Source organism: Streptomyces lomondensis (assembly GCF_014651035.1).
In the GTDB taxonomy this organism is placed as follows: Bacteria; Actinomycetota; Actinomycetes; order Streptomycetales; family Streptomycetaceae; genus Streptomyces; species Streptomyces lomondensis.
In genome coordinates this window covers 1485798-1498848 of record NZ_BMWC01000001.1, presented here as the reverse complement: position 1 = coordinate 1498848, position 13051 = coordinate 1485798, and the positions used below count along the sequence as shown (strand labels likewise).

The window sequence follows — 13051 nt, the reverse complement described above, 5'->3', positions numbered from 1 at the left end:
TTCAGTCGAGCCCGTACACCCGGCGCGCGTTCCCCGACGCCAGCATCCCCGCCACCCGCTGCGCGTCGGCCAGGGACCACGCGCCCTCGGCGACCCAGGTGCCGAGCACCCGGCCGAGGGCCTCGCGGAACAGGCGGGCGCCCACCACGTGCAGCTCGGGCAGCCCCTGGGCCCCGCTGGAGAAGAGGATCTTGCCGAAGGGGGCCAGCTCCAGGATCTCCGCCAGGACGGTGGCGGCCCGGGCGCCGGTGCGGACCAGGGCGGCGCCGGAGTCGACGTAGACGTGCGGGAAGACGCCGGCGAGGTGCGCGGCGTGCCGGTGGTACGGGTAGCCGTGCAGCAGGACGAGGTCGGTGCCGAGCCCGGCCGTGGCCCGCACGAAGTCCGTCAGCAGCACCGGGTCCGTACGGTCGATGCGCAGGCCCGCGCCGAGCCCCGCGTGCAGCTGGAGCGGCAGCCCCGAGGCGACCGCGCTCCACAGCAGGTGCCGCAGCAGCACGGGGTCGCTCAGCTCCCCGCCGACTCCCCGCCCGGCGAGCCAGCGGCCGACGGCCCCCCGCACCTCCCCCGGCCCGGGCGGCTCGGGCGCGAGCGCGAGGCCGTGCCGTACGCCCGCGACGGAGGTGAAGGCGACGGCGTGCGCGGCGGCGGCGTGCACGGACTCGGCGAGGTTGGCGAGGAAGGACTCGACGGTGCCGGAGGTGTCGGCGACCTGCTCGGCGAGCAGTTCCAGGCGGACGATCTCGTGGGCCTCGGCCGCCCCGGCGGAGGCCAGCTCTCCGGGTCCGGTCAGGTCGCCCGGCAGGCCGGTGTCGACCAGATAGGTCGTGATGCCGCTGCCGCGCAGGAGACGGCGGCCGGACTCCAGGACGCCCAGTTCGCGGCGGCGGGCCAGGTAGCGGGCGGGCGTACAGTGCGGTTCGAGGCCGAGCAGGGGTGGGCACCAGCGTCTTACGGCGAAGCCGGTCTGGGTGTCGAAGAGGGTGGTGCCGGGGGCGGGTGGGCCCTCCGTGCGGGAGAGGTGGGCCTCGAAGGTGCCGAGGCCCAGCTCTGTGCGGAGTACTCCGTGGCAGTACTGGTCCACTAGGGACGGCGTTTCGATCATCCGGGCCTCCCGGTGTGGACCCTGTTGTTCCTAAGGGTCCTAACGGGTGAACCGGGTTGAGGTCGCGGTCCGGGGGTGGGGGGCGGGGTGTGTTCGGCGGGTGCGGATCCGTTGTGGTTGCTCGCGCAGTTCCCCGCGCCCCCAGGAAGGTCAGCTGTTCTTCGGGCCGCCTACTTGGATCCCCGCCATGCGCGACCACTCGTAGCGGCCCGTCTTGACCTTCGCCGCGAATTCGCCGTCGAAGGACTCGTGGCGGGTGATGCCCGACTTCTCCACCGCCTTCTCGGCGATCTCGTAGGAGGGCGCCACCAGGTCGCCCCAGTTGCCGTCCTCGCCGACGAGGACGATGCGGGCGCCGCGCTCGCCGAGGTAGGCGACCTGGCCCTCGGCGCCGCCGTGGGCCTTGGAGAAGGAGCTGATCTGCTTGGCCAGCCGGGCCGCCGTGCGCTCGGCCTTCGGGTCTGCCTGCTGCGTGTCTGCCATGGCCAGGATGCTACTCACGGGTAGATCGACTGGCGAGGGCAGGGCGCTGTGACGTACGTCAGCGCAGGAACGGGTCCACCGCCACCGCGACGAACAGGATCGACACGTAGGTGATCGACCAGTGGAACAGCCGCATCTCCTTGAGCTTGGCGCCCGTCACCTCCGCCTTGGCGCGGTTCTGGAGGCCGTGTGCCTCCCAGAGCCAGAAGCCGCCGGCCAGCAGGGCGACCGAGGTGTAGAACCAGCCGGTGTAGCCGAGCGGGGTCAGCAGGAGCGAGACGGCGACCATGACCCAGCTGTAGATCACGATCTGCTTGGCGACCACCTTGTTGGAGGCGACCACCGGCAGCATCGGCACGCCCACGCGCGCGTAGTCCTCCTTGACCTTCATGGAGAGCGGCCAGTAGTGCGGCGGCGTCCAGAAGAACATGACGAGGAAGAGGATGATCGGCGCCCACGACATCGAGTTCGTGACCGAGGACCAGCCGATCAGCACCGGCAGGCAGCCGGCGATGCCGCCCCACACGATGTTCTGCGAGGTACGGCGCTTGAGGATCATCGTGTAGACGACCACGTAGAAGAGGAGCGCGCCGAGGGAGAGCCAGGCGCTCAGCCAGTTCACGGTGAGGCCGAACAGCAGGGTGGAGGTGATCGCCAGGGTGATGCCGAAGGCGAGGCACTCGCGCGGGCTGACCATGCCGGTGACCAGCGGGCGCTGCGAGGTGCGGTCCATCAGCGCGTCGATGTCGCGGTCGATGTACATGTTGAGCGCGTTGGCTCCGCCCGCGGACATGTAGCCGCCGATGCAGGTCAGCAGCACGAGCTTGAGGTCGGGCACGCCCTGCTGCGCCAGGAACATCACCGGGACGGTGGTGATCAGGAGCAGCTCGATGATCCGCGGCTTGGTGAGAGCCACGAACGCCTTGACACGGGCCCCGAACGGCCGGTGGGCCGGGCTCTGGTCCGCCCCTAGCATCCCCGCTGGACGGGATTCAACGGCCGTCACGCACACCCCTACAGAGACATCCCAGCAAGCCTCACCCGTGTGAAGTCCCGGTAAAGGCTCGCGCGTACCACGCCACTTTAGACGTTGCCCAGAGGCGGACATTCGCGGGGGTCGGGTCGTGTTGGGAGGCGGCTTCCGAAGGGCGCGCGGAGGCTCGATTGAGCACCCGGATGAGCGGCTCCGTATTCACCTGTCGAAATGCGGTACGGCCCAGTCAGGAGGCGGATCGGGATCGGCCCCGGCACTCTGGAGTGACTCGAAAGAACGCACGTCCCACGGGGGTAGGCTCGACTGCGGCCGGTGGGCGCCCCGATACACCGGCATCCGACATGTGGAGAGGAGCCCTGACCCAGGGTGAGCACCAAGCCGACCACCACAGACCTCGAGTGGACCGAGTTGGACCAGCGGGCCGTCGACACCGCGCGTGTCCTGGCCGCCGATGCCGTACAGAAGGTCGGTAACGGCCATCCGGGTACGGCGATGAGCCTGGCGCCTGCCGCCTACACCCTCTTCCAGAAGGTGATGCGGCACGACCCGGCGGACGCCGACTGGGTCGGGCGGGACCGTTTCGTACTGTCCGCCGGCCACTCGTCCCTGACCCTCTACACCCAGCTGTACCTGGCCGGCTTCGGCCTGGAGCTGGACGACCTGAAGTCGTTCCGCACCTGGGGCTCGAAGACCCCCGGTCACCCCGAGTACGGGCACACGACCGGTGTGGAGACGACGACCGGCCCGCTCGGGCAGGGTGTCGCCAACGCGGTGGGCATGGCGATGGCCGCCCGTTACGAGCGCGGCCTGTTCGACCCGGAGACCCCCGAGGGCGAGTCGCCGTTCGACCACTTCATCTACTGCATCGCCGGTGACGGCTGCCTCCAGGAGGGCATCTCCGCCGAGGCGTCCTCGCTGGCCGGGCACCAGAAGCTGGGCAATCTGATCCTGCTGTGGGACGACAACCACATCTCGATCGAGGGCGACACGGAGACGGCCGTCTCCGAGGACACCGTCAAGCGGTACGAGGCCTACGGCTGGCATGTGCAGCGCGTGGAGCCGAAGGCCGACGGCGACCTGGACCCGGCCGCGATCTTCGAGGCGGTCCAGAAGGCCAAGGCCGTCACCGACCGGCCGTCGTTCATCGCGATGCGCTCGATCATCGCCTGGCCGGCGCCGAACGCGCAGAACACCGAGGCCGCGCACGGCTCGGCGCTGGGTGACGACGAGGTCGCGGCGACCAAGCGGGTGCTGGGCTTCGACCCCGAGCAGAGCTTCGAGGTCACCGACGAGGTCATCGAGCACACCCGCAAGGCGATCGAGCGGGGCCAGGCGGCCCGGGCGGTGTGGGAGAAGTCCTTCCAGCAGTGGCGGGACAACAACCCCGAGCGCGCCGCGGAGTACGACCGGATCGCCAAGGGCGAGCTGCCGGCCGGCTGGGAGGAGAAGATCCCGGTCTTCGAGGTGGGTAAGGGCGTGGCCACGCGTGCCGCCTCCGGCAAGGTGCTCCAGGCGCTCGGCGCGGTGATCCCGGAGCTGTGGGGCGGCTCGGCCGACCTGGCCGGCTCCAACAACACCACGATCGACAAGACGTCGTCGTTCCTCCCGGCGGACAACCCGCTGCCGGAGGCGAACCCGTACGGGCGCACGATCCACTTCGGTATCCGCGAGCACGCCATGGCCGCGGAGATGAACGGCATCGCGCTGCACGGCAACACGCGGATCTACGGCGGCACCTTCCTGGTGTTCTCCGACTACATGCGCAACGCGGTGCGGCTGTCGGCGCTGATGCACCTGCCGGTGACGTACGTGTGGACGCACGACTCCATCGGTCTCGGTGAGGACGGCCCGACGCACCAGCCGGTCGAGCACCTGGCCAGCCTGCGGGCGATTCCGGGGCTGAACATCGTGCGCCCGGCGGACGCCAACGAGACCGCGATCGCCTGGCGCGAGATCCTCCGGCGCTGGACGAAGGAGTTCGGCAAGGGGCAGCCGCACGGTCTGGCGCTGACCCGTCAGGGCGTGCCGACCTACGAGCCCAACGACGATGCCGCGCGCGGTGGTTACGTCCTGTTCGAGGCCGATGGCGGCGAGCCGGAGGTCATTCTGATCGCCACGGGTTCCGAGGTGCACGTCGCCGTCGAGGCGCGCGAGCAGCTCCAGGGCGCCGGCGTGCCCACGCGCGTGGTGTCGATGCCGTCGGTGGAATGGTTCGAGCAGCAGGACCAGGGGTACCGGGACAGCGTCCTGCCGCCGTCCGTCCGGGCGCGTGTCGCGGTGGAGGCCGGGGTGGGTCTCACCTGGCACAAGTACGTCGGGGACGCCGGCCGCATCGTTTCCCTGGAGCACTTCGGTGCGTCGGCCGACGGCAAGGTCCTTTTCCGCGAGTTCGGCTTCACTGCCGAGAACGTGGCCGCCGCCGCCCGGGAATCGATCGCCGCAGCCCAGCGCTGACGCTTACATACGACACGTAGGAGATGGAATTTCCATGACAGACGCACTCAAGCGCCTCTCCGAGGAAGGCGTCGCGATCTGGCTGGACGACCTGTCCCGCAAGCGGATCACGTCCGGCAACCTCGCCGAACTGCTCGACCAGCAGCACGTCGTGGGCGTCACCACCAACCCGACGATCTTCCAGAAGGCGATCTCCGAGGGCGACGGCTACGACCAGCAGCTGTCCGACCTCGCTGCCCGCAAGGTCACCGTCGAAGAGGCCATCCGCATGATCACGACGGCGGACGTCCGGGACGCCGCCGACATCCTGCGCCCGGTCTTCGACGCCACCGGCGGCCAGGACGGCCGGGTCTCGATCGAGGTCGATCCGCGCCTGGCGCACAACACCAAGTCGACGGTCGCCGAGGCCCGCCAGCTCGCCTGGCTGGTGGACCGGCCCAACACGCTGATCAAGATCCCGGCCACCAAGGCGGGCCTGCCGGCCATCACCGAGACGATCGGCAACGGCATCAGCGTCAACGTCACGCTGATCTTCTCGCTGGAGCGCTACCGCGAGGTGATGGACGCCTACCTGTCCGGCCTGGAGAAGGCGAAGGCCAGGGGCCTGGACCTGTCCAAGATCCACTCGGTGGCGTCCTTCTTCGTCTCGCGCGTCGACACCGAGATCGACAAGCGGATCGACGCGCTCGGCACCGAAGAGGCCAAGGCGCTGCGCGGCAAGGCCGCCATCGCCAACGCCCGGCTCGCCTACCAGGCGTACGAGGAGGTCTTCTCCACGGACCGCTGGAACGCGCTGGAGCGCGAGGGCGCCAACAAGCAGCGTCCGCTGTGGGCGTCCACCGGCGTGAAGGACAAGGCGTACAAGGACACCATGTACGTCGACGAGCTGGTGGCGCCGAACACGGTGAACACCATGCCCGAGGCGACCCTGTACGCCACCGAGGAGCACGGCGAGATCACCGGCAACACCATCGCCGGCACGTACGAGCAGGCGCGCGCCGACCTCGACGCGATCGAGCAGCTCGGGATCAAGTACGACGACGTGGTCCAGCTGCTGGAGGACGAGGGCGTCGAGAAGTTCGAGGCGTCCTGGACCGACCTGCTGAAGTCGACCGAGGCCGAGCTTCGGCGCCTCGCCCCCTCGGAGGGCTGAACCGGTGTCGAGCAGCAACCCGCTGCGTGACCCGGCGGACCGGCGGCTCCCGCGTATCGCGGGGCCGTCGGGCCTGGTCATCTTCGGCGTCACGGGCGATCTGTCACGGAAGAAGCTCATGCCCGCCGTGTACGACCTCGCCAACCGGGGCCTGCTGCCGCCGGGCTTCTCGCTGGTGGGCTTCGCCCGCCGCGAGTGGGCGCACGAGGACTTCGCGCAGGAGGTCCACGACGCGGTCAAGGAGCACGCCCGCACGCCCTTCCGCGAGGAGGTCTGGCAGCAGCTCATCCAGGGCATGCGCTTCGTGCAGGGCACGTTCGACGACGACGACGCGTTCGAGCGGCTGCGCTCGACCATCGAGGAGCTGGACAAGGCGCAGGGCACGGGCGGCAACTTCGCCTTCTACCTGTCCGTGCCGCCGAAGTCCTTCCCGGTGGTCATCCAGCAGCTGAAGAAGCACCAGCTGGCTGACCAGACCGGCGGTTCCTGGCGGCGCGCGGTCATCGAGAAGCCGTTCGGCCACAACCTCGCCTCGGCCGAGGAGCTCAACAAGGTCGTCCACGAGGTCTTCGCCCCGGACCAGGTCTTCCGCATCGACCACTATCTGGGCAAGGAGACCGTCCAGAACATCCTGGCGCTGCGCTTCGCCAACACGATGTTCGAGCCGATCTGGAACCGGTCCTTCGTGGACCATGTGCAGATCACCATGGCCGAGGACATCGGCATCGGCGGCCGGGCCGGCTACTACGACGGCATCGGCGCCGCCCGGGACGTCATCCAGAACCACCTGCTCCAGCTCCTGGCGCTGACCGCCATGGAGGAGCCGGCCTCGTTCGACGCGGACGCGCTGGCCGCCGAGAAGACCAAGGTGCTCGGCGCCGTGAAGCTGCCGAAGGACATGGGCCGGGACACCGTCCGCGGGCAGTACTCGGCGGGCTGGCAGGGCGGCGCGAAGGTGATCGGCTATCTCGACGAGGACGGCATCGACGCCTCGTCGAAGACCGACACGTACGCCGCGATCAAGCTGGAGATCGACAACCGCCGCTGGGCGGGTGTCCCCTTCTATCTGCGCACCGGCAAGCGCCTGGGCCGGCGCGTGACGGAGATCGCGGTCGTGTTTCAGCGGGCACCGCACTCCCCCTTCGACACGACGGCCACCGAGGAGCTCGGCTCCAACGCGATCGTCATCCGCGTCCAGCCGGACGAGGGCGTCACGGTCCGCTTCGGCTCGAAGGTGCCCGGGACGTCGATGGAGATCCGGGACGTGTCGATGGACTTCGCGTACGGCGAGTCCTTCACGGAGTCCAGCCCGGAGGCGTACGAGCGTCTCATCCTGGACGTCCTCCTCGGTGACTCGAACCTCTTCCCGCGTACCGAGGAGGTCGAGCTGTCCTGGAAGATCCTCGACCCGATCGAGGAGTACTGGGACAAGAACGGCAAGCCCGCCCAGTACCCGGCCGGTACCTGGGGGCCCGTCGAGGCGGACGAAATGCTCGAGCGACACGGACGGAGCTGGCGCCGGCCATGAAGATAGACCTCACGGACACCACGGCCAGCAAGATCAACAAGGCGCTGGTGCAGGGCCGCCGGGCGATCGGCACCCCGGCGGTCGGCATGGTGCTCACGCTGGTCATCGTGACGGACGAGGAGAACGCCTACGACGCGCTGAAGGCGGCGAGCGACGCCTCGCACGAGCACCCCTCGCGCACACTCGTGGTCATCAAGCGCGTCTCCCGCTCGCCCCGCGACCGCACGCAGTCCCGCCTGGACGCGGAGGTCCGGGTGGGCGCGGAGGCCGGCACCGGTGAGACGGTGGTGCTCCGGCTGTACGGCGAGGTCGTCGACCACGCCCAGTCGGTGGTGCTGCCGCTGCTGCTGCCGGACGCGCCGGTGGTGGTGTGGTGGCCGGTGAACGCGCCGCTCGACCCGGCGAAGGACCCCCTGGGCGCACTCGCCCAACGCCGTGTCACCGACACGTACGCCTCCGAGCAGCCGGTCCGGGACCTGGCCACCCGGTCCGGGACCTACACGCCGGGCGACACGGACCTGTCCTGGACCCGCATCACGCCCTGGCGCTCGATGCTGGCGGCGGCTCTCGACCAGGTCGCCTGCGAGGTCAGGGCCGTCGAGGTGGAGGGCGAGGAGTTCAACCCGAGCTGCGAGCTGCTGGCGATGTGGCTCGCGGACCGGCTGGACGTGCCCGTGAAGCGCTCGCTGTCCGGCGGCCCCGGTCTGACGGCCGTCCGCATGGACACCAACTGCGGCCCGATCACCCTGGACCGGGCCGACGGCTCCCTGGCCACGCTCTCCATCGACGGCCAGCCGGACCGGGCGGTGGCTCTCAAGCGCCGCGACACGGCCGAGCTGATCGCGGAGGAGCTGCGGCGGCTGGACCCGGACGACACGTACGCGTCGGCCCTGCGGTACGGGGTGGACCGGCTGAAGGCCGCGTGGTCGGTGCCCAAAAGTGACGGGCGGGCCCGACTCGCCCTCCCCGCTCCCGTTGAAACGGCTGCGAAAGCTCCCGCCGCGGAAGCGACGGCGCAGGCACCGGTGAAGCAGGAACCGCCCGCGCCGGAACCGGCACGGAAGGCGGAGGTGAAGTGAGTACGGCACCGCAGCTGGTCGTCCACCGGGACAAGGAGCTGATGGCGCAGGCCGCGGCGGCCCGGCTGATCACCAGGATCGTGGACGCGCAGGCCTCCCGGGGCTCGGCGTCCGTGGTCCTGACGGGCGGCCGCAACGGCAACGGCCTGCTGGCCGCGCTGTCCGCGGCGCCCGCCCGGGACGCCGTCGACTGGAGCCGGCTCGACCTGTGGTGGGGCGACGAGCGGTTCCTCCCCGAGGGCGACCCGGACCGCAACGTCACGCAGGCACGCGAGGCACTGCTCGACTCGGTGCCGCTCGACCCGGAGCGGGTGCACGCGATGCCCGCGTCGGACGGCCCCTACGGCACCGACGTGGACGCGGCGGCGGCCGCGTACGCGGAGGAACTGGCACGGGCGGCGGGCCCGGAGAACCACGGCCCCGTCCCCACCTTCGACGTGCTGATGCTGGGCGTCGGCCCGGACACGCATGTGGCCTCGCTGTTCCCGGAGCTGCCGGCGGTGCGGGAGACCGAGCGTACGGTCGTCGGCGTCCATGGCGCGCCCAAGCCGCCGCCGACCCGGGTGACGCTGACGCTGCCGGCGATCCGCTCCGCCCGTGAGGTGTGGCTGCTGGCCGCCGGTGAGGACAAGGCCCAGGCCGCCGCGATCGCCCTCTCGGGCGCGGGCGAGATCCAGGCCCCGGCGGCGGGGGCGTACGGCCGCAGCCGGACGCTGTGGCTGCTGGACGGGGCGGCGGCCTCACAGCTCCCCCGCTCGCTGTATCCGCCGGCCTCGGCGTGAGCGTCGCGGACGACGATCGGCCTCATCACCGGAGCGGCCGGAGCCTCTGACCCAGGGGTCTCCGGCCGCTCCGGCGTGTGCGATGCCCGGTGCGACCACGCCTCCAGGCCGACGCGGCATTGTTCGCCGCGCCGCGGCGGCTTTCCGAACAATCCCTTCGCCACTGGACTTGCGGGTGCAGGAGCGAAGGAGGACTCGGGTGAACGGAACGAACAGGCGCGGCCGTACCTCGGTCGTGGTCTCGGCGGTGTCGGCCCTCTCGCTGTTCGCGGCGGGATGCTCCGCACAGGACAACGCTTCTCCGGGCGCTTCGCCCACCGTCTCGGCCGGCTCCGGACGGCCCACGCCCAGCGCGGTCTCCCTGTCGGTCACCCCCGAGGAGCTGCGGGGCTCGGACCCTTGCCGGCTGATCGACGAGAAGGTGCTGGCGGAGTTCGGGAAGACCGAGTACGACCAGGGGAACGGTTACGGTGAGTGCGACATCCGGCTGGACGGACCGGATGACCAGTCCGTCTCGGTGTTCGTGGAGCTCCAGGCCGCAGCGAGCGACACCGCCCCGGACGATCCTCCTCCGACGCCCGTGCTGCGGGACGGCGTCACCGTCTACGAGAGCGAGGACCGCGGCGACCTGACCGGCAGCGTGAACTGCACGCGGGACGTGGTGCTGCGGGAACGTACCGCGACCGTCGCGATCGGCGTCTACGGAGACGAGTCGGGCTCCCGCGCCTGCCCGATCGCCGACGCCGCCGCCGGTGACGTCATCCGTCTGCTCAAGACCGGCGACCTCCCCTCCGCCCGCCACGCCCCCGACTCGCTGGCGAACCAGGACGCGTGCGACCTGCTCAAGAAGAGCGAGGCCGCACGCGTCCCGGACATCGACCCCGGGAAGCGGTACGACACGTTCACCGGCCAGAGCTGCTCCTGGGGCGCCGAGAGCATCGACGAACCGCACCTGTACGTTCTCTTCCTGCACCTCGACGAGGCACTGGAGGGACGCCCGCTCACGGTCGGGGGACGCACGGCGGCCGTGCAGTACAGCCCCGCCGACGAGTACGGGGACCTGCTCGGGCGCAGTCTGCCGAACTGCGCGGTCGAGGTCGAGTACGGGAAGGCCGGACCCACCGCCGAGGGCCGGACCGAGGTGGTCTCGGTGGGAGTCACCGGCGACTCGCCGAGGGACGTGCTGTGCTCCCTCGCCCAGGAGCTGGCTCCCAAGGCCCTCGCCCGCCTCCCCGGGCCCTGAGTGCCTCGGGGCGGCGCGGGGGCGGCGTCCTACTTCACCGAGCCGGCCATCACGCCCTGCACGAAGTGCCGTTGGAAGGCGAAGAACACGACCACCGGAACCACCAGTGACACGAACGCCCCCGGCGCCAGGACGTCGATGTTGCTGCCGAACTGCCGTATCTGGGACTGGAGTTCCACCGTCAGCGGCTGCGAGGAGCTGTCCGCGAACAGCAGCGCGACCAGCATGTCGTTCCACACCCACAGGAACTGGAAGATGGCCAGGGAGGCGATCGCCGGCCGCCCCACGGGCAGGACGAGCCGGGTGAAGATGCGCCATTCGCTGCCGCCGTCCATCCGCGCGGCTTCCAGCATCTCCTTCGGCATCTCGGCGAAGTAGTTCCGGAGCAGGAACACCGCGAACGGCAGGCCGTAGGCCACGTGGAAGAGGACGACACCGGGGATCGTGCCGAACAGCCCCAGCTGGCCGAAGAGTTTGGCCACCGGCAGCAGACCGATCTGCACGGGCACCACCAGCAGCGCGACCACCACGAGGAAGATCGCCTCCCGCCCGGGGAAGTCCAGCCACGCGAAGGCGTACCCGGCGAGCGCCGCGACGACCACGACCAGCACCGTCGTCGGCACCGAGATCAGCACCGTGTTCCAGAACGCCTGCGTGATGCCCGCGTTCCCCAGCAGCGCCGAGTAGTTGTCGAAGGACAGCTGCCCGGGGCTGGAGAACACCGTCCACCAGCCGCCCTTCGCCGTGTCCTCGGCGGACCGCAACGAGGACAGGAACAGCCCGGCCAGCGGAGTCATCCACACCAGGCCCACTACGACGAGGAGGGCCTGGACGACCCCGTTGCCCAGTCCGCGCCGTACCGCGTTCATCGTTGACTCCTTCGGAAACGGCGGACGTTGAACACCATGGCCGGAACCACCAGCAGCAGGAGCAGCACACCGAGCGCGCTGCCGAGGCCCTGGTTGTTGCCGCCGCCGAACGACACCAGCCACATCTGCGTCGCGAGGACGGTCGCGTCCTCCTGCACGGGCCCGGGCGCGATGATGTAGACGAGGTCGAAGACCTTCATCACGTTGATGACGAGCGTGACGAAGACGACCGTCAGGACCGGGGCCAGCAGCGGGACGGTGATGCGGCGGAAGATCTGCCACTCGTTCGCGCCGTCCATCCGCGCCGCCTCCAGCGCGTCCCGGGGCAGCGTCGACAGGCCCGCCCCGATCAGCACCATGGCGAAGCCGGTCCAGATCCACAGGTACGCCCCGATGATCGCCGGGGTGACCAGCGCCGGTCCGAGCCAGGAGACACCTTCGTACGGTGCGGCGAAGTTGGAGGACGGCAGTGTCACCTGGTACGAGCCGGCTTCGAGACCCTCGAAGCGGAAGGAGCCGTCGGAGGCGGTGGTCGCCGTGGCGACCGGCTTGCCGTCGCGCACCGCCTCGACCTTCATCTGCGGCAGTCCGCTCTCCCGCGCGTCGACCTTGCCCTGCTCCCCTCCCCCGCCGGGCGTGAAGTCCAGGTAGACGACCCCGCGCAGTTCGCCGGCGGCGGCCTGCCGTCCCGCCGCCCCGGACGCGGGCCGGGCGTCGCCGGGCAGGTCGCCGGGCTGCACCCCGACCAGGCCGAGCGTCACCGTGTCCCCGGGCGAGACGGTGGAAGTCGTGCGGTACGAGCCGTCCTTCTCCTTCGTCAGCCCCTGCCCGTCGCGCGCCCGGGCCGTCGGGTACGAGGACTCGCCCTTGAAGGCGTCGTGGACGGAGACCACCGCGGCGTTGAGGACGCCCTTGTCCGGGTCCTCGTCGTAGGCGAGCCGGAAGATGATGCCGGCGGCGAGGAAGGAGACCGCCATCGGCATGAAGAGGAGCAGTTTGAAGGCCGTGGCCCAGCGGATCTTCTCCACCAGCACGGCCAGGATCAGGCCGAGTCCGGTGAGCAGGGCAGGGGCCACGACGACCCAGATGGCCGTGTTGCGGACGGCCCTGAGGGTCGCGGGGTCGCGGAACATCTCGGTGTAGTTCTCGCCGCCGACGAAGGTCGTGCCGGAGGCGTCGAAGAAGCTGCGGCCGATGCTGAACAGCACGGGGTAGACGACGAGCGCGCCGAGCAGCAGCAGCGCGGGCAGCACGAAGAGGAGGGCGATGATCTTCCCGCGCCGCCGCAGTCGCCGGGTGCGGTCGGCGGTCGTGACGGGCGGCGGCGGGGGACTCGTCTCTTTCACGAGGGTCGCGGTCAT

At 70.4% G+C, this 13051-nt stretch carries 11 protein-coding genes; 6 read left to right on the top strand and 5 right to left on the bottom strand.

The genetic code is table 11. The features are described 5' to 3' along the window. Position 1: 1 nt before the first annotated feature. The 3 genes from IE255_RS06490 to IE255_RS06480 all read right to left on the bottom strand — a co-directional run bounded on the left by IE255_RS06490 (position 2) and on the right by IE255_RS06480 (position 2564). Positions 2-1105 carry an amidohydrolase family protein gene (locus tag IE255_RS06490; protein ID WP_190049125.1) on the bottom strand — a complete coding sequence of 368 codons (1104 nt, stop codon included), beginning with the start codon at positions 1103-1105 and terminating at the stop codon, positions 2-4. Positions 1106-1255: 150 nt separating this feature from the next. Further along, positions 1256-1588, bottom strand: a complete 333-nt coding sequence (locus IE255_RS06485; RefSeq protein ID WP_190049124.1) for a hypothetical protein — start codon at positions 1586-1588, stop codon at positions 1256-1258. A 58-nt stretch (positions 1589-1646) separates the two neighbouring features. After that, complete coding sequence (locus IE255_RS06480; protein WP_190049364.1) at positions 1647-2564, bottom strand: heme o synthase; 918 nt, start codon at positions 2562-2564, stop codon at positions 1647-1649. Between the two features lie 384 nt (positions 2565-2948). On the opposite strand from IE255_RS06480, the gene tkt reads away from it, so the two are divergent. The 6 genes from tkt to IE255_RS06450 all read left to right on the top strand — a co-directional run bounded on the left by tkt (position 2949) and on the right by IE255_RS06450 (position 10821). Next, positions 2949-5036 (top strand): transketolase, encoded by a 2088-nt coding sequence (gene tkt, locus IE255_RS06475; protein WP_190049123.1) that lies wholly within the window; start codon positions 2949-2951, stop codon positions 5034-5036. A gap of 34 nt (positions 5037-5070) precedes the next feature. Then, positions 5071-6189 carry a transaldolase gene (gene tal, locus IE255_RS06470; protein WP_190049122.1) on the top strand — a complete coding sequence of 373 codons (1119 nt, stop codon included), beginning with the start codon at positions 5071-5073 and terminating at the stop codon, positions 6187-6189. Positions 6190-6193: 4 nt separating this feature from the next. Continuing rightward, the gene (zwf, locus tag IE255_RS06465) at positions 6194-7717 is read left to right on the top strand and encodes a glucose-6-phosphate dehydrogenase (RefSeq protein ID WP_190049121.1); all 1524 of its coding nucleotides are present in this window, start codon (positions 6194-6196) and stop codon (positions 7715-7717) included. Then, positions 7714-8796, top strand: coding sequence for a glucose-6-phosphate dehydrogenase assembly protein OpcA (gene opcA, locus IE255_RS06460; RefSeq protein WP_190049120.1), 1083 nt, complete (start codon positions 7714-7716; stop codon positions 8794-8796). The genes zwf and opcA overlap by 4 nt, the downstream gene beginning before the upstream one ends. Continuing rightward, entirely contained in the window at positions 8793-9578 is a 786-nt protein-coding gene (gene pgl / locus IE255_RS06455) for a 6-phosphogluconolactonase (protein WP_190049119.1), read from the top strand. The genes opcA and pgl overlap by 4 nt, the downstream gene beginning before the upstream one ends. 199 nt (positions 9579-9777) lie before the next feature. Then, on the top strand, positions 9778-10821 hold the full coding sequence (locus IE255_RS06450) for a DUF3558 domain-containing protein (RefSeq protein WP_190049118.1): 1044 nt from the start codon (positions 9778-9780) through the stop codon (positions 10819-10821). 29 nt (positions 10822-10850) lie between these two features. On the opposite strand, the gene IE255_RS06445 is transcribed toward IE255_RS06450, so the two are convergent. Then, the gene (locus tag IE255_RS06445; RefSeq protein ID WP_190049117.1) at positions 10851-11690 is read right to left on the bottom strand and encodes a carbohydrate ABC transporter permease; all 840 of its coding nucleotides are present in this window, start codon (positions 11688-11690) and stop codon (positions 10851-10853) included. After that, positions 11687-13051: an ABC transporter permease subunit gene (locus IE255_RS06440; RefSeq protein ID WP_190049116.1), complete on the bottom strand. Its 1365-nt coding sequence runs from the start codon at positions 13049-13051 to the stop codon at positions 11687-11689. Before IE255_RS06440 ends, IE255_RS06445 begins: the two co-directional genes overlap by 4 nt.